At 41.2% G+C, this 20,571-nt stretch carries 22 protein-coding genes; 4 read left to right on the top strand and 18 right to left on the bottom strand.

Translation table 11 applies throughout. From position 1 onward, the window contains the following. Positions 1 to 184 precede the first annotated feature (184 nt). Together ABIE66_RS07375 and ABIE66_RS07370 are read left to right on the top strand one after the other, a co-directional pair. Entirely contained in the window at positions 185 to 1,210 is a 1,026-nt protein-coding gene (locus tag ABIE66_RS07375) for an acyltransferase family protein (RefSeq protein ID WP_370014320.1), read from the top strand. Between the two features lie 203 nt (positions 1,211 to 1,413). Continuing rightward, positions 1,414 to 3,174 carry a B12-binding domain-containing radical SAM protein gene (locus ABIE66_RS07370; protein WP_370014319.1) on the top strand — a complete coding sequence of 587 codons (1,761 nt, stop codon included), beginning with the start codon at positions 1,414 to 1,416 and terminating at the stop codon, positions 3,172 to 3,174. Positions 3,175 to 3,218: 44 nt separating this feature from the next. Here ABIE66_RS07370 and ABIE66_RS07365 read toward each other — a convergent pair whose 3' ends face one another. Then, complete coding sequence (locus ABIE66_RS07365; protein ID WP_289324246.1) at positions 3,219 to 3,362, bottom strand: hypothetical protein; 144 nt, start codon at positions 3,360 to 3,362, stop codon at positions 3,219 to 3,221. After that, positions 3,362 to 3,520, bottom strand: coding sequence for a hypothetical protein (locus tag ABIE66_RS07360; RefSeq protein ID WP_283901701.1), 159 nt, complete (start codon positions 3,518 to 3,520; stop codon positions 3,362 to 3,364). The genes ABIE66_RS07365 and ABIE66_RS07360 overlap by 1 nt, the downstream gene beginning before the upstream one ends. Before the next feature lie 123 nt (positions 3,521 to 3,643). On the opposite strand from ABIE66_RS07360, the gene ABIE66_RS07355 reads away from it, so the two are divergent. Continuing rightward, positions 3,644 to 3,979 (top strand): DUF3905 domain-containing protein, encoded by a 336-nt coding sequence (locus ABIE66_RS07355; protein ID WP_289317329.1) that lies wholly within the window; start codon positions 3,644 to 3,646, stop codon positions 3,977 to 3,979. 70 nt (positions 3,980 to 4,049) lie between these two features. Here the strand turns inward: ABIE66_RS07355 and ABIE66_RS07350 are convergent, their stop codons facing one another. The 14 genes from ABIE66_RS07350 to ABIE66_RS07285 all read right to left on the bottom strand — a co-directional run bounded on the left by ABIE66_RS07350 (position 4,050) and on the right by ABIE66_RS07285 (position 17,879). Continuing rightward, a complete protein-coding gene (locus ABIE66_RS07350; RefSeq protein WP_370014317.1) occupies positions 4,050 to 5,027 on the bottom strand; it encodes a quinone oxidoreductase family protein in 978 nt (325 codons plus the stop codon). Between the two features lie 16 nt (positions 5,028 to 5,043). After that, positions 5,044 to 5,823, bottom strand: coding sequence for an enoyl-CoA hydratase/isomerase family protein (locus tag ABIE66_RS07345; RefSeq protein WP_289324244.1), 780 nt, complete (start codon positions 5,821 to 5,823; stop codon positions 5,044 to 5,046). Between the two features lie 17 nt (positions 5,824 to 5,840). Further along, a complete protein-coding gene (locus tag ABIE66_RS07340) occupies positions 5,841 to 6,620 on the bottom strand; it encodes an SDR family NAD(P)-dependent oxidoreductase (RefSeq protein WP_289317332.1) in 780 nt (259 codons plus the stop codon). A gap of 29 nt (positions 6,621 to 6,649) precedes the next feature. Further along, positions 6,650 to 7,408, bottom strand: a complete 759-nt coding sequence (locus ABIE66_RS07335; protein WP_370014315.1) for a 2-phosphosulfolactate phosphatase — start codon at positions 7,406 to 7,408, stop codon at positions 6,650 to 6,652. Positions 7,409 to 7,412: 4 nt separating this feature from the next. Then, complete coding sequence (locus tag ABIE66_RS07330) at positions 7,413 to 8,474, bottom strand: phosphotransferase family protein (protein ID WP_289324242.1); 1,062 nt, start codon at positions 8,472 to 8,474, stop codon at positions 7,413 to 7,415. 30 nt (positions 8,475 to 8,504) lie between these two features. Continuing rightward, entirely contained in the window at positions 8,505 to 8,906 is a 402-nt protein-coding gene (locus ABIE66_RS07325) for an acyl-CoA thioesterase (protein ID WP_370014314.1), read from the bottom strand. Positions 8,907 to 8,921: 15 nt separating this feature from the next. After that, positions 8,922 to 9,701: an enoyl-CoA hydratase/isomerase family protein gene (locus ABIE66_RS07320; RefSeq protein ID WP_370014313.1), complete on the bottom strand. Its 780-nt coding sequence runs from the start codon at positions 9,699 to 9,701 to the stop codon at positions 8,922 to 8,924. Next, on the bottom strand, positions 9,698 to 10,585 hold the full coding sequence (locus ABIE66_RS07315; protein ID WP_370014312.1) for a 3-hydroxyacyl-CoA dehydrogenase family protein: 888 nt from the start codon (positions 10,583 to 10,585) through the stop codon (positions 9,698 to 9,700). The genes ABIE66_RS07320 and ABIE66_RS07315 overlap by 4 nt, the downstream gene beginning before the upstream one ends. 43 nt (positions 10,586 to 10,628) lie before the next feature. Continuing rightward, positions 10,629 to 11,192, bottom strand: coding sequence for a TetR/AcrR family transcriptional regulator (locus ABIE66_RS07310; protein WP_370014311.1), 564 nt, complete (start codon positions 11,190 to 11,192; stop codon positions 10,629 to 10,631). Between the two features lie 66 nt (positions 11,193 to 11,258). After that, on the bottom strand, positions 11,259 to 12,869 hold the full coding sequence (locus ABIE66_RS07305; protein ID WP_370016997.1) for a long-chain-fatty-acid--CoA ligase: 1,611 nt from the start codon (positions 12,867 to 12,869) through the stop codon (positions 11,259 to 11,261). A 37-nt stretch (positions 12,870 to 12,906) separates the two neighbouring features. Further along, positions 12,907 to 13,680 (bottom strand): SDR family oxidoreductase, encoded by a 774-nt coding sequence (locus tag ABIE66_RS07300; protein WP_289324237.1) that lies wholly within the window; start codon positions 13,678 to 13,680, stop codon positions 12,907 to 12,909. After that, positions 13,677 to 14,906 carry an acyl-CoA dehydrogenase family protein gene (locus ABIE66_RS07295; RefSeq protein WP_289317340.1) on the bottom strand — a complete coding sequence of 410 codons (1,230 nt, stop codon included), beginning with the start codon at positions 14,904 to 14,906 and terminating at the stop codon, positions 13,677 to 13,679. Before ABIE66_RS07295 ends, ABIE66_RS07300 begins: the two co-directional genes overlap by 4 nt. A gap of 86 nt (positions 14,907 to 14,992) precedes the next feature. Continuing rightward, complete coding sequence (locus ABIE66_RS07290) at positions 14,993 to 16,324, bottom strand: ATP-binding protein (protein WP_370016996.1); 1,332 nt, start codon at positions 16,322 to 16,324, stop codon at positions 14,993 to 14,995. A 202-nt stretch (positions 16,325 to 16,526) separates the two neighbouring features. Next, on the bottom strand, positions 16,527 to 17,879 hold the full coding sequence (locus tag ABIE66_RS07285; RefSeq protein ID WP_370014310.1) for a TrkH family potassium uptake protein: 1,353 nt from the start codon (positions 17,877 to 17,879) through the stop codon (positions 16,527 to 16,529). 240 nt (positions 17,880 to 18,119) lie between these two features. Here ABIE66_RS07285 and ABIE66_RS07280 point away from each other — a divergent pair, with 240 nt between their 5' ends. Beyond that, positions 18,120 to 18,311, top strand: a complete 192-nt coding sequence (locus ABIE66_RS07280) for an alpha/beta-type small acid-soluble spore protein (protein WP_034314196.1) — start codon at positions 18,120 to 18,122, stop codon at positions 18,309 to 18,311. Between the two features lie 56 nt (positions 18,312 to 18,367). On the opposite strand, the gene ABIE66_RS07275 is transcribed toward ABIE66_RS07280, so the two are convergent. Continuing rightward, positions 18,368 to 19,678 carry an anti-sigma factor domain-containing protein gene (locus tag ABIE66_RS07275; protein WP_370014309.1) on the bottom strand — a complete coding sequence of 437 codons (1,311 nt, stop codon included), beginning with the start codon at positions 19,676 to 19,678 and terminating at the stop codon, positions 18,368 to 18,370. Then, entirely contained in the window at positions 19,675 to 20,418 is a 744-nt protein-coding gene (sigI, locus tag ABIE66_RS07270) for an RNA polymerase sigma factor SigI (RefSeq protein ID WP_289324234.1), read from the bottom strand. Before sigI ends, ABIE66_RS07275 begins: the two co-directional genes overlap by 4 nt. Between the last annotated feature and the right edge of the window lie 153 nt (positions 20,419 to 20,571).

Below are 20,571 nucleotides of genomic sequence, written 5' to 3'. Positions count from 1 at the left end.
CTAAATCCAAAATTATCCTATATGTCAAATTATAGTATGTTGAATCATTTAAAACTTCGCGTTAAGCTTTATTTAAGGCTATTATACTAAATTTAATAAATATTGATTTGATACTACGTATTTAGGGTATAAGGAATAACAATGCTTTCTTGCTACCTTAAAAATTCATTAAATGGAGGCAACTATGAAACAACGTGATTTTTTCTTCGATAACGCCAAGTTCATTCTCATGGCTTTTGTCGTCTTTGGACATTTGCTGAATACGTATATACATGACAGTGAAACGATTTACGCTATATATAAAACCATTTATTCCTTTCACATGCCTGCCTTTATCCTTGTTTCAGGGTTCTTTGCGAAAGGCTTTTATCAAAAAGGGTATTTAGCAAAAATTACAAAAAAACTGATTTTACCTTACCTCATTTTCCAATTGATATATACCGTTTACTATTATTTCTTATACGAACGCTCTGCAATCACTGTAGACTTGCTTGATCCCCAATGGTCGCTTTGGTTCTTGATCAGTTTATTCTGTTGGAACATAATGCTACTTGGTTTTTCAAAGCTAAAGCCATCAATAGGCATAGGTTTATCCATTTTAATCGCATTATTGATTGGGTATATTGACCATATTTCCAATTACCTTAGTCTCTCGAGGACATTCGTTTTTTTCCCGATGTTTTTAATCGGGTACCATTTAAGCAAAGACCATTTAAAAAAACTATTCACACCCAAGGTTCGTTTTGCTTCACTTAGTGTTATGTTAGTGATTTTTATCGGGTTTTATTTAAATACCGATATCAATTATAAATGGCTGCTCGGTTCGAAACCATATGCCGAGCTTGAAGATGCGACAATCATATCCATGTTTAAACGCCTCGGATTTTATGGTTTGAGCATAATTTCAGTGTTCAGCTTCCTTTCATTCATCCCGCGCGGACAATATTTCTTTACGAATTGGGGTAAACAAACCCTATATGTGTATCTGTTGCACGGATTCTTCATCCGTTTCTTCAGGGAAAGCACCCTACAGGACTACTTCAGCAACACAGAGAGCTTTATCATGCTCGCCGGCCTCTCTTTCTTGATCACCGTGTTATTGTCAAGCGAAATGATCGCTACAATGGCCCAGCCGATCATCGAGTTGAAGGCGACAAAACCAAAGCGTTTCATGTCTAAAACAAAAGAGTATATAAAACAAGCATTTTGAAAGAAAACGGATAAAGCATTTTCTGCTTTATCCGTTTTTTAAAAGCAATTCCATTTCGTCTCTCAAGCTGAAAAGATTTCCGTTCTTACCAATAACTCATTTTTCAAATGCAGCACGCTATGGTAAAATTACTCGTTGGTGCTTGTTGGCTTAAAAAGACATGTACACGAAAGGAGCCAGGCGTTTCTTTTACGCCCTTTAACATGAATATTATTATCAGTACTCTTAATGCAAAATATATCCATACATCGCTATCCATTCGCTATTTAAAGGCTTATGCCCAGCCAGATTATGATGTACAGCTGGCAGAATATACGATCAAAGATCCAATCATGAACATCGTTGGTGACCTTTATTCCAAAAAACCTGATGTTATAGGATTCAGCTGTTATATTTGGAACATCGAGGAAACAATGAAAGTTGTAGCCATGCTGAAGAAGATCAATCCTGAATTGGTTATCATTCTCGGCGGACCTGAAGTCACATATGATGTTGGTGAATGGCTAGATCAGATCCCCGGGGCTGATTTTATCGTAATTGGAGAAGGTGAAGTCACCTTCAAGGCTCTATTATCTGAAATTGAAGGTGCGAACGACTATAAAAAGGTCGGCGGCATTGCGTATCGACAGAACGGAAAAAAAATCATCCAGCCTCAGAACGGCAAGGTTGATTTGAAATCGCTGCCTACACCATACCGTTTGGAGGAAGACCGTAGTGATCTATCTAAACGTGTCACCTATATCGAAACTAGCCGAGGGTGCCCATTCAGCTGCCAATTTTGTCTCTCATCGATTGAAGTGGGTGTCAGGTATTTTGATCGTGAAAAGATTAAAGAAGATATCAGATACCTTATGGCTAATGGTGCAAAGACCATTAAGTTCGTTGACCGAACCTTCAATATCAGCCGAAGCTATGCCATGGAAATGTTTCAATTCCTAATTGATGAACATCTGCCCGGTGTGGTATTCCAGTTTGAAATCACTGCGGACATCATGCGTCCGGAAGTTATCCAGTTCTTGAACGATAATGCCCCTGCAGGATTGTTCCGCTTTGAAATCGGGGTACAATCAACGAATGACCATACGAATGATCTGGTTATGAGAAGGCAAAATTTCGAAAAACTGACCCGGACCGTCACAATGGTTAAAGAAGGGCAGAAAATTGATCAGCATTTAGACCTAATTGCCGGTTTGCCTGAAGAAGATTACCATTCCTTTAGAAAGACCTTCAATGATGTCTTCGAGCTCAGACCCGAAGAGATGCAGCTTGGCTTCTTAAAGATGCTCCGTGGTACAGGCTTAAGGATACGTGCCGATGAACACCAATATATATATAGTGATCATGCTCCCTACGAAATCCTAGGAAATAATGTATTATCCTTCGATGATATTGTCCGCATTAAACAAGTTGAAGATGTCCTTGAAAAATACTGGAACGATCATAGAATGGATCATACCACGGAATATCTGATCAAAACGGTATTTCAATCACCATTCGACTTCTTTCAAGATTTCGGTACCTATTGGGATCAACAAGGCTGGTCACGAATCGGACATCAGCTTGAAGACTTATTCAGACGTTTACAGCAGTTTTTGGCTTCCCGCGAATCTGTTGAACTGAAAAACATAATCGGACTCATGAAATTGGATTATTTCTTGAATCAAAAATACAAACCACGTAAACCTTGGTGGGAAGCTTCACTTGATAAACATGGCCGGAAAGAGATTTATGAAGATATCCTGAATAAGCCTGATCAGCTTGGATCCTCTTTCACCGCTTTGGCACTTAATGAAAAAGAAATACACAAACACACATTGCTCGAGGCACTTCCCTTTGATTTGGAAACGTATTTAACGGAGGGGACAATCGTCGAGAAACCATCGATCATGCTTGCCTATTTTGATCCGAGTGGTAAGGGCTCAACCGTCTTCCCACTCTCAAAATCCGGAAGCATCATTTTTTAAAGATAAGGACGGACCCCAGTAATGGGCCCGTCCTTTTTACTTTTTTATTTATTATCACGTTTTTTATTTTCTTTTGCCAATATTTCATAAATTTTGGTCGCGTTCATATCGCCACTGAATTCGATTCCAAATTCAGTCCGTACATGTTCCCCTATATTTTCCTGTGAGTTCCGTTTTTCTTTATCCATTAACTTCTTCCTTTTCTGCCTTGCTTCGAATTGCGGTTAGCACCTTTCATTGCGTTTTCCCCTAATGCGAACTCATTGGAAAACTCATTTTCAGCTTGGTTCCTTTTTGGCGTTTTGCTTGCTTTGACAGCACCATCAACATTGGCTTTCCGTTTCATTTTCATCCACCCCTTTTAATATAGTTTACATTTTTAGAATGGGGTAAAACAGTCGAAAATTATTCAGGGATAATATAGGGACAGACGAGAAAAATAACCGTAAAACGGAAAGGGAGATACTATATGAAGAAGAAATTGGATTCACCAATTGTCGACGATACACAACCCCACCAAATTAACGCGCCAAGCTTTAAAGGAACCGGCATAAAACCACAAGCTCCATTCGTCAATGATTACGGAGTCGTCATTGGAGACAGTAAATATGCATCTGAAAACTCACCACTCGAAAATTGGAGCGAAGATACCGACCCGGAAATCATGGCTGGAGACGAATGGATACACCCCACCAATGATATAGGCTGGAATTCAACCGAAAACCGTGAACTGTTAGAGGCTAAAAGAGCGCCGCAACCTCTCTTTATGCATCCTGATAAAGATGTTAGCGTTGAAACGGATTGAGTGGTTCTTAAGGAAGTGAAATCCCCTTATTAGCCAAGGGGTGTATCGCTTAGGTATACACCCCTTACTATCATTTAACCTGCAAAATCAACTTGCCTTTCGTTTGACGGGCGTTCATTTCTTCATGGACATCCGCGGCCTTTTCAATCGGATATATGCCGCCGATAGTTAGCTTAAGCTCCCCTGACGCCACGTAAGAAAAAAGGTCTTCAATGCTAGGCAACAGCAAATCTGGGTGTTTCATGATCTGTGGCAGGAAAAAACCTACGACGGATTGATTGCGCTTCATTAATTGCTGTGGGTTCATCGTATAAGGCTCTCGGCTGGCATTACCAAAAACGACAAGACGGCCAAATGGTGCCAAACATTTCAATGTTTTCTTGAAAATATCCCCTCCAGCCATTTCCAGCGCCACGTCGACTCCCTTTCCTCCCGTGGCTTCACGGACTTTCAGTTCCCATCCTTCTTTGGTATAATCGATAAGTTCATCTGCCCCCATCTCTTTAGCTAGCTCCAACTTTTCCATTGTGCTGGCAGTTGCAATCACTTTTCCAGCCCCGAAGATTTTGGCCAGCTGGACTGCAATCGTTCCCACTCCCCCTGCTGCAGCATGGACCAATACCGTATCCCCCTGTTGCATGCGCCCCATTGTCTTTAGAATATGATAGGCGCTCAGGCCTTGAAGGGGTAAGGCAACAGCTTCATGGAACTGAATGGCATCAGGAAGCGGAATGGCAGAGAATTCATCAGATAGGGCATATTCTGAATACCCACCCGATTCAATTAAACTCACGACCCTTGTGCCAGGTTTGATTTTAGTCACCTTTCCACCAACTTCCACCACTACGCCCGCCACTTCCGCACCTGGAATGAACGGAAGCGGCGTAGGTACTACATATTGTCCTTCCCTCCTGGCTGTATCCGCATAATTGACGCCGACACAATCGATTTCAATCAGAACTTCATGCCCAGTTGGCACGGGCCTTTCCATTTCAGTCATTTTCAGTACTTCCGGTCCGCCGTATTCTTCAAATTGAATAGCTCTCATCATTGTTCCCCCCTTATTAATTCCCCGTAAATCCCGGTTTTCTTTTCTCTTTGAATGCTGCCACCCCCTCTAGATGATCTTCTGTGGAAGCCATCAAGGTTTGCGTGATTCGCTCCTGTTCGAGTATTTCATCCAATGTAGCCGTAAATGAATGGCTAACGAGTTTTTTCATCATTCCATATGCTTTTGTTGGACCATTTGAAAGCTTTTCCGCTAGTTTCAATGTTTCTTCTTCAAGTTGATTGAGTGGATATAAATAATTAATTACACCTAACTGGTATAAGCGTTCCGCAGAAATCGGCTCTGCTGAAAAGAAGAGCTGCTTTGCAAGGTGGGGGCCTACTAACTTTGGTAAAAAATACGAACCCCCTCCATCTGAAATCAGGCCTACCTGTGAAAAACTCATGGCAAATTGACTATCATCGGAAGCCACTATCAAATCACAAGCGAGTGCCAAATTGAAACCGGCCCCTGCCGCAAATCCATGGACGGCAGCGATAACGGGAACCTCAGATGCATCGAGAGCCAAAATGCATTCGTTCATTCTGCCAACATGATCATACAATTGACCTGCAGATGCCTTCCCCATCGACTTAACGTCTCCTCCTGCAGTGAATGACCGACCCGCCCCTTTGATGATGACAGCCCTTATATGTGGCGTTTGTTTAACATCCTTAATCGTTCTCGTTAAATTTGCAATCATATCAGGACTAAATGCATTCAGGCTTTCAGGACGATTCAACGTCAGGATTAATACATTATCGATAACTTCTGTCAACAAGTGTTCTTTTAACATTTACCCATCCCCTTTTTCTATTTGATCAACCAGCCGCCATCCACCAATATATCTGTCCCAGTCATATAGGAAGCCTCCGGAGAAGCAGCAAAGGTAATGACATTACTGATTTCCTCCGCTTTCCCCACTCTTTCCAGTGCCGTGTTCCTCTGAATGGACTTTACGAATTTTTCATTTTGCAATCCATCCTCCGTTAATGGCGTTTCAATAAACCCCGGAGATACGGAATTGACCCGAATGCCGACTGCAGCGAGTTCTAGTGCCAATGATTTCGTTAAACTGATGACCCCTGCCTTAGCAGAGCTGTAATGCGGGATGAAGGCCCCTGCCTGATGTCCTGACAGTGAAGCCACATTCACGATTGCCCTGTTGATAGAACCTTCATTTCCACTGTTCGCTCCTTCTTCCATCACTTTCCCTAAGTATTTGGAAACTAGATAGACACTTTTCAAATTGACATGTTGAATCATATCCCAATCAGCTGCAGATGTATCCAAAAGCTTCGAGGACTTTGATCCACCTGCGTTATTGATTAGGATGTGAAGGTCACGATATTGTTCCTTCACATACATGGACAGCTCTTTTACATCTTCCTCGACGGTTACATCCGCAGGGAAAATATCGGCCATGGGAATCGTGTGCCTGGCATTGATTTCAGCTGCCGCTTCCTCCAGCTTTCCTTTCGTCCGCCCTACCAACAACACTTTTGCCCCTTCGTCCGATAAGCGCATCGCTGTAGCTTTCCCAATACCAGAACCTGCACCTGTCACCACCGCTATTGACTGTGAAAACCTCATTCCCTTCACCTCATATCTGGATTTTGTTACTACGTTTCCTGCCTTTTCAATTCCGCCTCGATTCTTCCATCCACCAACTCCGGAACAAGATCTATCGAACCTTTTTGGGCCGCCAATTCCAAATCGGCGATCAAGCTGTGTTTGTCAAACAGCTGTCCGACATATGATGATTGCAAGATATCAAGGGCATTTTCGCTATTCGTGCGATAAAGCGCAATTGCAGCCTTTGCTGCATCGTTGAGCATGAATGGATCTTGTGATCTAGCAATCAGGCAATCTATCAAATGGCCTGCACCGTAAAAGTCTTCCAGACTGAATTCACCTGAGTTTCCCGAACAAACGATGACGATTGTTTCTGTTTTATGATGTTTTTTTATTTTGTCCGCAACAGACGGATTATTCAGCAAAGAAGCGATGTAAACCTTTTTGGCAGCGGCAGAATTTCTCAACGCTACCGTTCCGTTAGTCGTAGACAGTATTAGTGTTTTGCCGTGTACCAACTTACTCAATAGCGTCGGACTTGGGTACATCAAATCTTCAACCGGCTTTGCTTTAAGTTCACCTGCCACTAGAGTATCTCCATGGCCCAATTCCTGGCTTTTCACTAAGGCATCAATTGGATCCATGACAGGAATCACCTGGCGTGCTCCATCATGAAGTGCTGAAATAATCGTTGTGGTCGCTAATAACACATCCAGGACGACTGCAACTTTTTCCCCTTCTTGAAGCTTTTCCCCATCTATCTCTTCTTTTTTTAATAACAAATGAATGTTTTGTACATACTCCATATTATTAAACTTCCTTCGCAGCTACATTTGCTGCATGGCTGATTAAGCTTTTAACCGTTTTTCCGAGATTGGAAAAACGGGGGTCATTAGTCTGGCCTTTTTTATATCGGTAATAGATTTGCTGAAGGATGACAGCTAACTTAAAGTAACCAAAGGTTAAATAAAAATCGACGTTGGAAACATCCCTGCCGCTTCTTGCTGCATACGTCTCGATAAATTCCCTTCTTGTCAGGAAACCAGTTAAAGTCGTGACGGACGCTTGACCCACACCGATTTTGATAGGTTCCGGGTCACCGCTTTCCGTCCAGTAGCTTAAAGCAACTCCTAGATCGGCTAACGGATCACCAACGGTGGACATTTCCCAATCAAATAAACCGACCATCTCTGTAAGGTCATGGTTAAACATGGCATTATTGATCTTATAGTCATAATGGATAATTGAAGTCTGGCTATGTTTCGGGATATTCTGTTGCAAATATTCGATAAGCGGCCGCACTTCTTCTATTTCATCTGTCTTTGCTCTCTCATAGCGGGAAATCCAACCGTTTACTTGTCTTTCAATGAATCCCTCAGGTTTGGAGATTTCCACTAAACCCGTTTTCTCATGAGGGATCGAGTGTAGGTCAGCAAGCCGATCGACCATGACATAAGAAAGCTGTCGGCACCTTTCAGGAGTAGGCTCGATTCCTTTGGGAAACTCATTGTCTATTACAATTCCATGTTTCCTTTCCATTAGGAAAAAAGGGGCCCCAGCAATAGACTCATCATCCGAGAATAGAATTGGCTCGGGAGCGGCTTGAAAATATGGGTTGATTGAGGCCAGAATATGATGTTCACGCTTCATATCATGTGCCTTTGGAGCGACAGGACCAAGCGGCGGCCTTCTGAGGACTGCCTCCCACTCCCCCATTTTCAGCTGATAGGTCAAATTTGAATAACCTGTGGAAAATTGTTGCAATTCTAACGGTTCATTTGGAAGGTCCAAAACATTTTTTCTTAGGAAGCCTTCTAATGAATGAACATTCAGTTCCTCTCCAGGCCGAACAGGAATCGTATCGTCAACCATGTTCCTCCACTCCTTTAGACTTTTATCATTCTAATTATGAACAAGATGTGAGATGAGCTTTTCTTTAATCTTTTCAGGAATAGGTTCACTATTTTGATTCAAAAAATTGAAACAGACTAAAACTGCACTCCCCTTGGCAATGACTTCACCAGTTTGTGAACAGAGAATATCATGGACCATTTCACAGCTTTTCGTCCCCACCTTCGTCAAAGATGAACGAATGGTCAAGAGTTGATTGAAATATCCCTGAGCAATAAAGTCGCATTTTGTGGAGGCTAACAAAAAATTCCACGATTCGACTTTCGTCGCTAGCCCCAAGGCTTCAAAAAATTTCATGCGGGCTTCTTCGAGGTAAATGAAATAGCTTGTGTTATTGATGTGGCCCAAAGTATCCGTTTCTGAAAAACGGACGTTGACTTCAAATTCATGCATATTACCCCTCCTTGTTTAACGATGTACAAAAGCAGGTTTACGCTTATCCAGAAAAGCGGAAACCCCTTCTTTAACATCTTCAGTTTGGAAGATTTCTTCAAAAAGATTCGTTTCTAGCTCTAGTCCTTGTTCAAGCGTTGCCTCACTTCCTTCATTAATCGCCTTCTTGATTCTTGAAAGTGCTTGTAAAGAGTGCCTCGTCATTCTTGAAGCCAAGATTTTCGCTTCCGATAAACCGCAGCCTTGCTCGACGACTTTATTGACAAGCCCGATCTTTTCCGCTTCTTTGGCATCAAGCGGATCACCGGTGAATATAATCTCCTTTGCTTTTGCGTTCCCTACAAGTCTGGACAAACGCTGTGTACCGCCAGCACCAGGAAATAAGCCTAATTTCACTTCCGGCAGCCCAATTTGCACCTGTGTTTCAGCGACACGCATATCACAGGACAGAGCCAATTCGCATCCGCCGCCTAAAGTCAGGCCATTTAATACAGCTATCGTAGGTTTAGGGAACATGTCTATTTTGGTTAAGACGGCATGACTTTCCCTTACCAATTCTTTCATATTCGGGTTTCCCATCATGTTAGGGAATTCTTTTATATCAGCACCAGCCGCAAATGCGATATTGCCTGCACCCGTTAAGAGTACTGCTACAGTTTCAGAATCCTTTGAAAGTTCAGTGAATATTTCTCCCAATTCTTTGAATACCTGTTTGCTGATTACGTTTAATGGAGGATTATCAATGGTTATGATCGCAAGCTTATTTTCTTTTTCCACTCTAATTAACTGTGTCATCGATTCTTCACTCCTTGATTTGGATAATCATACCAACCTTTTCCTGTTTTCCTTCCTAAATGTCCTTTGTTCACCTTTTCTTCTATACAAGCATTTGGCTTGTCTTCTGGATTTCCAGTTTCATTGTATCGTTGCTGCATGACAAAATATCCTACATCAATACCTGATAAATCCATCAGTTCAAATGGACCGATGGGATGGCCTAACGCTTTCCTGCAAATTAAATCGATATCCTTATAATCCACAATTCCTTCTTCATACAAATATAGGGCCTCACGCTGTAACGCTCCCAAAATTCGATTGGCTACAAATCCCGATATTTCTTTCCTCAACAAAACTCCTGTCCTATTCATTTTCTCTGTGACTTCCATCGCAAGCTTAGCGGTTTCTTCAGAAGTTTGATCACTCATTACAATTTCAACACAATCCATTATTAGAGGCGGGAAGAAGAAATGCATATTAATGAACTTATCCGGACGATTCGTCACACCTGACAGCAGGCTATTGACAATCGTTGAACTATTCGTTGCAAAAATGGTTTCTGTTGGTGCCAATTGCTCCAGTTTAGCGAAAACTTCCTGCTTCACATCAAGTTTTTCAACAACCGCTTCAATGATCAAATCAGCTCCACTGGCCGCTTTCTCCAAATCGGTAGTATATTGAAGACGGCTAAATGCCGCCAATTTTCGATCTTCAGACAATTTTCCTTTTTGGACCCATTTAGTCAAAATGACGTCCAATTTTTCTTTGGCTGCATTCAACGCATTTTCCTGAACATCCTGAAGAATCGTTTCGTAACCTCCAAGTGCAGCAAGCATCGCAATTTGATGCCCCATCTGCCCAGCCCCGATTACGGTTATTGATTGAATTTGCTTGTCGGTCATGCCATCCATCTCCCCTCTACTAACTGGTTAGTATGTAACCTAGTCACGCTTCAATTCCATGCAGAATCATCCCCATAAAAATGGCTGCCACTTCCTGTTCGTTTTTTTCACCTTCTGGGTCAAACCAATGATAGCTCCAATTGGTCACACCCAAAATAGCAAAAGAGATGATGGATGCATCGAGATTGGAACGTAGTTCTCCGCTCTCGATGCCTTCTATCAGCACTTGCTCGATTTTATTACGGAAATCATCCCTCTTAGGAAGGACTTGTGCAAGTTTTTCGTCACTTAGATTTTTCATTTCACGGAAAAAGACCGTGGCGCTGGATTTTTTGGTTTTGATGCTTTTTAAGAGCATATATACCATATCGAAAAGCTTATCCTTACAGCTTTTCCCAGGATCCAAAATGATTATTTCCTGCTCACTAAGCAACTCGTCTATATATGCTAGATGAATATCCATAAGCAACTGCTCTTTGCTCGTAAAGTAGTAATAAAACGTTCCCTTCGTCACCCCGACCGATTCGACGATATCAGAAATCGACGTTTCACTAAAGCCCTTCTTTTCAAATAAGCGTATGCTATGTTCTGTCATTTTTTCTTTCATGTATGCATCCTCGCAATCTGTTAAAATTTCAGCTGAATTGATATCATACGCTTTCGTACTTCCTTCTTATTGCCTGGAAAGTTCTTCCCTTAAAGCTCGCCTTAAAATCTTTCCGACATTTGTTTTCGGTAACTCTTCTCGAAATTCAACGAAATTCGGAACTTTATAGGCCGATAGGTTTGCACGGCAGTAATCAATGATTTCCCGTTCACTTGCCTTTTTATTATTTTTAAGTACAAGCACCGCTTTAACCGACTCCCCTCGGTAAGCATCCGGAACCCCGATGACAACCGCTTCCTGGACAGCAGGATGTTCATAGAGAACTTCCTCCACATCACGCGGATATATATTAAACCCACTTGCAATGATCAAATCTTTTTTCCTGTCGACAATATAGAGGTACCCTTCTTCATCAACTTTGGCGATATCCCCCGTATAAAGCCAACCATCCCTAAGAGTGACCGCAGTTTCCTCAGGCATATTCCAGTAACCTTTCATCACTTGAGGTCCTTTGACGACCAATTCCCCCATTTCGCCAGTGGGCACTTCTTTTGTCCCGTCCCCTAGGTCCATCACTTTATATTCAGTCGAAGGGATACCAATCCCGACGCTCCCAGGCTTCCTTTCAGCAAATACCGGGTTACAATGCGTTGTTGGCGAAGCTTCCGTAAGACCGTAGCCTTCCAATATCTTCGCACCTGATTTTCGTTCAAACTCACGTAGCAGCTCCACAGGCATCGGTGCACTTCCGCTGTTACAGACCTGAATTGATCCCATTCCATATTCTTCTGCCTTTGGATGATTCGTCAACGCTACATACATGGTCGGTACACCAGGAAAAGTGGTTGGCTGTTCTCGCTTTATCGTTTCAAGCACTTCTTCTATCTCAAACCTTGGCAGCATGATTGAGTCACCAGCAATATAAACGGATAGGTTCATTGCGGACGTCATTCCAAAAACATGGAAAAGCGGGATGACCGACAACGTTCTTTCAGCTCCCAATTTTAATTCATGCTTGAAGAATTCATATGATTGAACGACGTTAGCCAGAATATTTCTGTGAGTCAGCATAGCTCCTTTTGAACGGCCAGTCGTTCCTCCTGTATACTGAAGAACGGCGATATCATTTTCCGGATCGAATGATACTGGATTGATTTTTCCGTCCCCTGACTTCATGAATTGGTCAAATGAAACATCAGGCTGGAAATCTGCATCTGATGGCTGCAGGCTTACGGCGATAATATTTTTCACATTTGCATGCTGCTGGACACTTTTCACTTTCGGATATAATCCATCCAAAACCACGATCGTTTCGGCACCGGAGTCCTGTAAGATATGCTGCAACTCCCTTTCAACCAGCATTGGATTGATTTGGGTGATAATTGCTCCTGTCGTCAAAGATCCATAGTATGCAATGACGTATTGGGGACAGTTAGGTAGCATGATGGCGACACGATCACCTTTTTGGACGCCTTTTTTTTGCAGGGCTGAAGCAAAGGCTTGCGATGCATGAAAAAGTTCCTGATAAGATATCTTTCGTCCATAAAAAGTAATAGCTGTATTGTTTGGATAGGCCTGACATGCATTTTGAAGGATTCTTTGCATCGGAAACTCAGGAACTTTTATTTCCTTTGAAATTGAATCGGGATAAACGGACAGCCATTTTTTTTCATTCATCATTACATACCCTCCAGCCATATTTACTTACTTTTCTTTACATTGCATGTGAACCCCCATCAACAATCAAGATATTTCCAGTCACATAATCAGATGCCTTTGATGCCAGGAAAACCGCTGCCCCTTTTAAATCATCATCACTCCCTAACCTTCTTAGCGGAGTGGAATCCAAGATAGGACTCTTTCCTTGCTCGAGAACCCCTTTCGTCATTTTTGTCGGAAAGAATCCTGGTGCGATTGCATTAACATTGATATTATGCTGACCCCACTTAACGGCTAAATCCTTCGTTAAAGTAATGACCGCCCCTTTACTCGTATTATATCCGACCGTATCGAGCACCCTCGGGTCAGTCCCTCCTAATCCGGCGACGGAAGCGATGTTTATGATTTTCCCCCGTCCCTGCTCAATCATGACCCTGCCTACAGTCTGGCTCATGATAAAGGTTCCGGTTACATTGACATTCATCACCTTCTGCCAGGCTTCAAGGGGCATGTCGACGGCCGGAGCCCCCCAGGATGCCCCGCTGTTGTTTACTAAAATGTCTATCGTACCGAATTCCCGGTAAGTTTCGTTAACAACTTCCTGTACATCCGACGGATTGGTGATATCGCACTTGAAGGAAAGCGCCCTGACCCCAAGCTTTTCGATTTGCGAAGCAACTTCGTCGCATGCTTCCTTCTTCCTTGAACAAAGAACGACATTAGCCCCTGCTTCGGCAAAGCCGGTAGCTATTTGTTCTCCCAATCCTCTCCCTCCACCGGTAATGATCGCCGTCTTTCCAGTCAGATCGAATAGGTCGGTAACTTTCATATTTTCACCTCATGCTTTTGTTGGTATTTTCGAAGTTCTATTTTAGCCACTTGTGAGCGGTGCACTTCATCCGGGCCATCAGCAAGCCTTAACGTCCGTGCATTTGCCCAATGTGCAGCAAAAGGGAAATCATCGGAAATACCTGCAGCTCCAAATCCTTGAATGACCCTGTCCAGCACTTTCAATGCCATATTTGGTGCCACTACTTTTATCATGGCTATCTCCGCCTTGGCTTCCTTGTTCCCGACTGTATCCATCATATAGGCAGCTTTTAAAGTCAGAAGTCTTGCTTGTTCGATTTCAATCCGTGAATCGGCCACCCATTCCATGATCACACCTTGTCTCGCCAAAGGTTTACCAAAAGCGACACGATTTTGAATACGCTTACATAATTCTTCAAGTGCTCTTTCAGCAGCGCCGATAAGCCTCATGCAGTGATGTATCCTTCCAGGTCCGAGTCTTCCCTGGGCAATCGCAAACCCTTTGCCTTCACCCCATAGTATATTCGATGCCGGAACCCTCACATTTTCAAAATTGATTTCGGCATGGCCATGCGGAGCATGATCATAACCAAACACTGGGAGCATTCTCTCGATTTTCACACCCGGTGTATCCAGCGGTACAAGAATCATTGACTGTTGTTCATGCTTGGACGCTTCAGGATCTGTCTTACCCATAACGATGGCAATCTTGCATCGGGGATCGCCTGCTCCTGACGACCACCATTTCCGGCCGTTTATGACATACTCATTACCTGCCTTTTCAATCCTGCACTCGATATTGGTCGCATCGGAAGACGCCACTTCCGGTTCTGTCATCGAGAAGCATGAGCGGATTTCCCCAGCAAGCAACGGTTTCAGCCAGCGTTCTTTATGTTCATCTGAACCGTATCTCACCAACACTTCCATATTGCCCGTGTCCGGTGCGTTACAGTTGAAGATTTCAGGTCCTATCATCGACCTCCCCATGATTTCACAAAGCGGTGCATATTCTAGATTTGTTAAACCCGCCCCATAACCGCTATCAGGTAAAAATAAATTCCATAATCCTTCTTCTTTTGCTTTTGCCGTTAATTCAGTTAAAATCGGTGGTATTTCACTCCAGCGGCTCTTCTGTGCTTCGAGCTGCTTTTGGTATACGGATTCATTTGGATATACGTACTTTTCCATGAATTCCGTTAACTTCTTTTCCAGATTTTTCACCTTTTGAGTATGTTCAAAGTTCAAATTGAATTCCTCCTTTTAAACTGACTAACCGGTTAGTATGTTCTTTCTTTTACAGTATATACACAATTTTCCGATTTTTTCAATAATTAAATCTTATTTTCATGTCGCTTTAGTCCTTGTACATTTTCATTTCCCCTGTGTTCCTTTGGTTGGACTGTAGGAAATACACATACGATTTTCGTACCTTTTTTTAGTTCACTTGTGATAAAAACTTTTCCTCCATGCTTTTCAATGATTTTAAAACAAACGGAAAGACCCAATCCTGTTCCTGATGATTTTGTCGTGAAAAATGGTTCTCCCACCTTTTGAAGGGAGTTTTCCGGAATACCTTCCCCTTCATCCAAAATGCTTACAAAAACTTCCCCATATTTTTCATATATGCTCACAAAAATATTTCCGCCATCCGGCATCGATTCTATGGAATTTTTTATCATGTTTATTAGTACTTGCTTGATTTGGTTTTCATCAAAGTAAATGAAAATGGGTTCTGTATCATAATTTTTATGAATTTGAATATTGTTCAATACGGCGTTTGTCTCCAACAGGGTTATGACATGATTGCAGCTTTCCTTTAAATCCTTCTCTAGAAAAACCGCCTCGGCAGGTTTCGACAGCAGCAAGAGTTCATTCAGGACTTGCTCGATTCGATTTATTTCCGAAAAAATAATATCATAGTATTCCTGTTTATCGGCACCGCCATCTTTAATCAATTTTACAAAACCCATTATAGCTGTCATCGGATTCCTGACCTCATGTGCAATCCCTGCCGCCAGTTGGGCGGCCGTTGATAACTTGCTTGATGTGATCGCCAAATGTTCGTTTAGGCTCACGAGCTTCTCTTCCGCATGTTTACGTTCATTAATTTCAGAAATAATGCCTGCCGTCCCTATGAATTTCCCAGCATCATCGTAAATTAGTTTAACGAATGCTTCAACCCAACTTGTCCCCTTTTTCGCATTTAGTTTAATGTCCGCACGAAAATATTTATTTCCTCGATGAAAGGATTCCGCAAAGACCCTTAATACGTCTTGATAAGAAGTGTTATCCATATATTTAGAAAAGTGAAGCCCTAGAGACTCATTCACGGTTGCACCACTCATCGATTTCCATGCTGGGTTTAAATACAACCATTTTCCTTTATCATCCGTTTGGAAAATAACCTCATTGAAGCTATTGACCAATTCTTTAGAGTACTTGGAGAAAATGCGATAGCGTCCTTCGCTATCTTGCAATAAAGCAATCGTTTTCCGTTTATTATCATAGATAGCACCCAAACACCAAGCTATGGATAAAATGGTGATTAAATATATAGCTGCAAAGGCGGAAAACCTCCGTTCTTCATGACCCAGCCATCCTAAATAGGGCAATATCAATATAAAAAAAAGGACAGGGACAATGATCCTTCCAATATATTTCATCACATCTTCCACCTCCTTACCAAAATGATTTAAACTTCATCCGATCGAATTCCAGCAAGCAAGGGGGCAAATTAATCATATACTGTATATAACAATGGTAAAAACCCACTCATAGGTAAATTTCAACATTTTATTCATGATTCCTGCAAACAAGACAAAAAACCTTTCCTCGATGGAAAGGTCACTGTTCAACTTAATTCATTTATCCAATGATGACGCGTTCCTTTGGATAATGGAAATTTTCCGTAACTTCTTTATGGCCTATGATATACAGAAGAGATGTTATCCCGACACGGCCAATAAACATAATGATCATTATGACAATTTTACCGGTATTACTGAGTTCAGGCGTGATTCCCATCGAGAGGCCAACTGAACCAAAAGCCGAACATACTTCAAAAATGATTTGCATCAAAGTAAAATTCTCAGTAATCGATAAAATGAAGACCGCCATTATGCAAAGGAGCGATCCCATGATCATAACTGCAGTTGCCTTTCGAATATCATCGGGATGAATCTCCCGCTTGAACACTTTAATGGAACGCCTTCCCCTCATGAAATTCCATAAAAAGAGAATCATTATTGCCAGGGTTGTTGTCCGGATACCTCCTCCGACTGAGCTAGGGGATGCCCCAATAAACATCAATATGCTCATCAATAAAAGGGTCGGTTCCGAGAAATCGCTCACATTCATTGTTGCTAATCCGCCGCTTCGCGTATTAGAAGACATAAATAAAGAGTAAAAGAACGATTCATGCCAGCTTTTATCTTTAAATAAACCATTCATTTCCAACAGGTAAATCAGGATCGTTCCCCCAATGATAAGGGAAAAGAAAGTGACTGATGTCAGCTTCGTGAACAAAGAAAAATGAAACTTATAAGTACGGGCATGATTGGACAAAAACTCTTTCAGCTCAATCAAGACAGGAAACCCAATGGCTCCAAGGGTAAGCAGGATAATCGTGATGAACTGTACAAAATAATCGTCTTTAAATGGAATCATTGAAATACCGGTAATATCAAAACCAGCATTCGTGGTGGCACTTACGGCTAAAAATAAACCATTTAAAAAGGCTTCTTTCCAGTTTGGAAAATAATCCAGAAAGTAAATGCCTAAAACTAGAGCCCCAATCATTTCAATTACGACAAATATCTGAATGATTTGAATCAATAATTTAACAAGCCCCGAAAGATTCGATTGGTTTTGATCTGTCATGATCAATTGTCTTTCCTTCAAGCCGATTTTCTTACCCAAAATCAACCAGAAAAACGTACCAAGTGTCATTATGCCAATACCGCCAAATTGGAGAACAAACATTAGAATGAAATAGCCTACCTCATTATACACTTCGGGCAAACTAACAACTGTTAGGCCTGTTACACTTACTGCACTTACGGCTGTGAATAAAGCATCCATGAATTCAAATTCTACGCCTGGCTTAAGAGCAACCGGGAGACTCAACAGTACGGTCGAGATACTGACGGCCAAAAAATAATAACCGACGATAAGCTGAGCTGGTGTTAACTTTGATAATATTTTTTTGATAGCAAACATAAAGAGTTTCCTTTCTTACTCCTTTATGATTATGTATGTAGGTGGAACACATAACCATTAATAATCTAGTTTACCCTTTTTTCATTCTTTTTTCCATTCTCTTTTAAAACTGGCTTACTTTCAACAAAAAGGTAGGTTTACCAATAAGTTTGATGCCGCTCATATAAGTAAAACTCCTCATTCTACTTATACTATCATTACAGCGGCAAAAGCCGTTGAAAAAGTAAAGGGGAGATTCAAATGGCTAACAGCAGTAACAACCTTCTTGTTCCTGGAATCGAACAAGCATTAGAACAAATCAAATATGAAATTGCATCAGAGTTTGGTGTACAATTAGGTTCGGATACTTCAGCACGTGCCAATGGTTCAGTTGGCGGCGAAATTACGAAACGTCTTGTACAACAAGCACAATCTCAACTTAAAGGTCAATAATTCCTAACACAATTGAATATCCATGGCTAAGAGTCCAGCTGCGTGCTGGACTCTTTTTACTTATTGCGTTCATTCCCATGTCCATTATTACCCTTATCCCTTTTCGACTTATTCCAATCTTGCTTACCTTGTTTTACTTGTTTTACTTGTTTTACTTGTTTTACTTGTTTTACTTGCTTTACTTGCTTTACTTGCTTTACTTGCTTTACTTGCTTTACTTGCTTTACTTGCTTTACTTGCTTTACTTGCTTTACTTGTTTATTTTTTTTTTTATACTTTATTGGATCGTCATTATTCTTTTCTTTGACCAATGGAACTCTTTTCTTATCGAACTTTTTAACATACTTTTCATTTTTATGCTTGTCCTTTGATTGGTTGTTTTGATTGCGATCAGATTTTATTTTTGGCTCCCTGCTTCTTTCCTTGAAGCCATTTACCTCATTCCGTTTTCCATTTTCAGCTTTACTATCAGTTTGTTCCTTATTTTGGGCAGTTTGTGTTCCCAGATTTTTCCGTTCAGTTGGTTTGACTTCGTTTGACGGCTTTTGTTTTATTGCATTTGCATTGTTCTCTATTTCCTTTTCGCCATCCGATTTGTTTTCTGTACTCAGCGTTTCGCTCTTCACTTTCGGAATATCAACCTTTTCCTCGACTTTTTTATCTGGTGCAGGTTCCCTCATATTGACCTTTACCTTTTCTTTATCTTCATTCAACTTCTTTTCAACATACTTACCTGTGGATATGCCTTGTTCCCTTGCTTGGTCACGATCGCTTTTTGTTGCCTGAATCACTTTCATCTTTGTTTTAGTAACATTATCCTGCTCAGCTATTTCTTTTATCTCTTCTTTTAAATTCCTATCCAGTTTTTTATTCTTATCCAATAATGTAGTGGAAACGACTATTTGTTTATTTCCTTTCAAATAACCGAGTTGCTTCGTGGTTTCAACGATTCGGACTGTAACAGTCTTAATATCCTTGCCTTTCCAATCCTTCAGCTGACCAATCACAAGCTTGCCGTCTTCATTTAAGCCAGTAAGTTTGAGAACTTCTAAATGATCGTCAAGCTCCAACTCAATGCTTGGATTCACATCTATTGTCATATATGCCGAAACAGACCCAGAGAAATAGGATGGAAGAATCGAAAATAGAATCAGGAAGGTGGAAGCAATGCTTAGCACGGCCTTTTTTTTGAAAGATGAATGAAAATTGGAAAAGGCTAAAGTGAACTTTTGTTTAGCAGGTGAAAAGGTGATTTCCTCACCCACTTCATATGCCCGTTCCTGCCTTTTGGCTTTTAGAAATTCACCCTCGGGGGTCAATAGGGTTACAAATCGCTTATTAACTGAAAGAATAACTCCTTTTTTCATCCATTGATAGCCCCTTTTATATAATCATTCAAGTACAAAAAATCTCCGTTTATTATGATTGCAACAGCAATGATGTACTTTCTGTTCCGTTCAATCGTTTTTCTGCTTACATCCACTTTTCCTTCGAGCTGCTTTACTGGCAGCCGCTTTTTTGCAAACAGGATTTCTTTCAGTTCGTCATCTTCCATTAACAATTTAGCGATCATGATGGCTCCCTTCCTTGCATCCGCATGTTTTGGAGAGTTTTCAACTAAATCCTCAAATGACAGACCAAAATCCTGTAGATGGCTTATATAAAGGTGAATTTCTTCTTTTCTTCTTTCCGATTCCTTTTGCTTCTCGTACTCATTGATGGAATTTTCATTATCGATATATATATGGCTTTGATCATTATCATCATTCAGAGTCAAATCCAATAATACTTCTTTTCGTTTCGACTGGCTTCTTAAATAATCAATAACCCTTCGTCTAACGAGGGTTTCGGCAAATGCCAATAAAGAACGGCCTTTTTCCGGGGAATATTTATCGATTGCCTCATTAAAAGCAATCATTCCAATACTAAATTCATCATCTGATTCGTATATGTAACGTCTGCAAACCGATGAGACGGTCTTCGCAATAAAAGGTTTGAACGACTCTATAGTATCATTACGAAGGCTTATATCGCCTTCTTGAATTTTCAATACGGTTTCTTCTAAAGAACGCTTTTTTTTGAATGCTGTAAACAACAAACCAAGCATTTGCTCACCTCGCTCCTGTTGAACATAAAATACGCATCAACATACTTATCTTAAGCGGAGGGAGTCTAAAAGACAGTACCAAAAGAACTATTTTTGCGATATAAATGAAATCACATAATATATCAACATGATAAAATACTTAGTTTTTTCTCG

This window comes from Peribacillus sp. B2I2 (genome assembly GCF_041261685.1).
In the GTDB taxonomy this organism is placed as follows: Bacteria; Bacillota; Bacilli; order Bacillales; family DSM-1321; genus Peribacillus.
The sequence above is the reverse complement of the archived record's forward strand: the minus strand, read 5'-3'. Positions and strand labels throughout refer to the sequence as shown.

What these genes read in the sequence shown, in the direction of transcription:
- ABIE66_RS07375 (WP_370014320.1), top strand. Translation starts at nt 185, where the DNA reads ATGAAACAACGTGATTTTTTCTTCGATAACGCCAAGTTCATTCTCATG.
- ABIE66_RS07370 (WP_370014319.1), top strand. Translation starts at nt 1,414, where the DNA reads ATGAATATTATTATCAGTACTCTTAATGCAAAATATATCCATACATCG.
- ABIE66_RS07365 (WP_289324246.1), bottom strand. Translation starts at nt 3,362, where the DNA reads ATGGATAAAGAAAAACGGAACTCACAGGAAAATATAGGGGAACATGTA.
- ABIE66_RS07360 (WP_283901701.1), bottom strand. Translation starts at nt 3,520, where the DNA reads ATGAAACGGAAAGCCAATGTTGATGGTGCTGTCAAAGCAAGCAAAACG.
- ABIE66_RS07355 (WP_289317329.1), top strand. Translation starts at nt 3,644, where the DNA reads ATGAAGAAGAAATTGGATTCACCAATTGTCGACGATACACAACCCCAC.
- ABIE66_RS07350 (WP_370014317.1), bottom strand. Translation starts at nt 5,027, where the DNA reads ATGAGAGCTATTCAATTTGAAGAATACGGCGGACCGGAAGTACTGAAA.
- ABIE66_RS07345 (WP_289324244.1), bottom strand. Translation starts at nt 5,823, where the DNA reads ATGTTAAAAGAACACTTGTTGACAGAAGTTATCGATAATGTATTAATC.
- ABIE66_RS07340 (WP_289317332.1), bottom strand. Translation starts at nt 6,620, where the DNA reads ATGAGGTTTTCACAGTCAATAGCGGTGGTGACAGGTGCAGGTTCTGGT.
- ABIE66_RS07335 (WP_370014315.1), bottom strand. Translation starts at nt 7,408, where the DNA reads ATGGAGTATGTACAAAACATTCATTTGTTATTAAAAAAAGAAGAGATA.
- ABIE66_RS07330 (WP_289324242.1), bottom strand. Translation starts at nt 8,474, where the DNA reads ATGGTTGACGATACGATTCCTGTTCGGCCTGGAGAGGAACTGAATGTT.
- ABIE66_RS07325 (WP_370014314.1), bottom strand. Translation starts at nt 8,906, where the DNA reads ATGCATGAATTTGAAGTCAACGTCCGTTTTTCAGAAACGGATACTTTG.
- ABIE66_RS07320 (WP_370014313.1), bottom strand. Translation starts at nt 9,701, where the DNA reads ATGACACAGTTAATTAGAGTGGAAAAAGAAAATAAGCTTGCGATCATA.
- ABIE66_RS07315 (WP_370014312.1), bottom strand. Translation starts at nt 10,585, where the DNA reads ATGACCGACAAGCAAATTCAATCAATAACCGTAATCGGGGCTGGGCAG.
- ABIE66_RS07310 (WP_370014311.1), bottom strand. Translation starts at nt 11,192, where the DNA reads ATGAAAGAAAAAATGACAGAACATAGCATACGCTTATTTGAAAAGAAG.
- ABIE66_RS07305 (WP_370016997.1), bottom strand. Translation starts at nt 12,869, where the DNA reads ATGAATGAAAAAAAATGGCTGTCCGTTTATCCCGATTCAATTTCAAAG.
- ABIE66_RS07300 (WP_289324237.1), bottom strand. Translation starts at nt 13,680, where the DNA reads ATGAAAGTTACCGACCTATTCGATCTGACTGGAAAGACGGCGATCATT.
- ABIE66_RS07290 (WP_370016996.1), bottom strand. Translation starts at nt 16,324, where the DNA reads ATGAAATATATTGGAAGGATCATTGTCCCTGTCCTTTTTTTTATATTG.
- ABIE66_RS07285 (WP_370014310.1), bottom strand. Translation starts at nt 17,879, where the DNA reads ATGTTTGCTATCAAAAAAATATTATCAAAGTTAACACCAGCTCAGCTT.
- ABIE66_RS07280 (WP_034314196.1), top strand. Translation starts at nt 18,120, where the DNA reads ATGGCTAACAGCAGTAACAACCTTCTTGTTCCTGGAATCGAACAAGCA.
- ABIE66_RS07275 (WP_370014309.1), bottom strand. Translation starts at nt 19,678, where the DNA reads ATGAAAAAAGGAGTTATTCTTTCAGTTAATAAGCGATTTGTAACCCTA.
- sigI (WP_289324234.1), bottom strand. Translation starts at nt 20,418, where the DNA reads ATGCTTGGTTTGTTGTTTACAGCATTCAAAAAAAAGCGTTCTTTAGAA.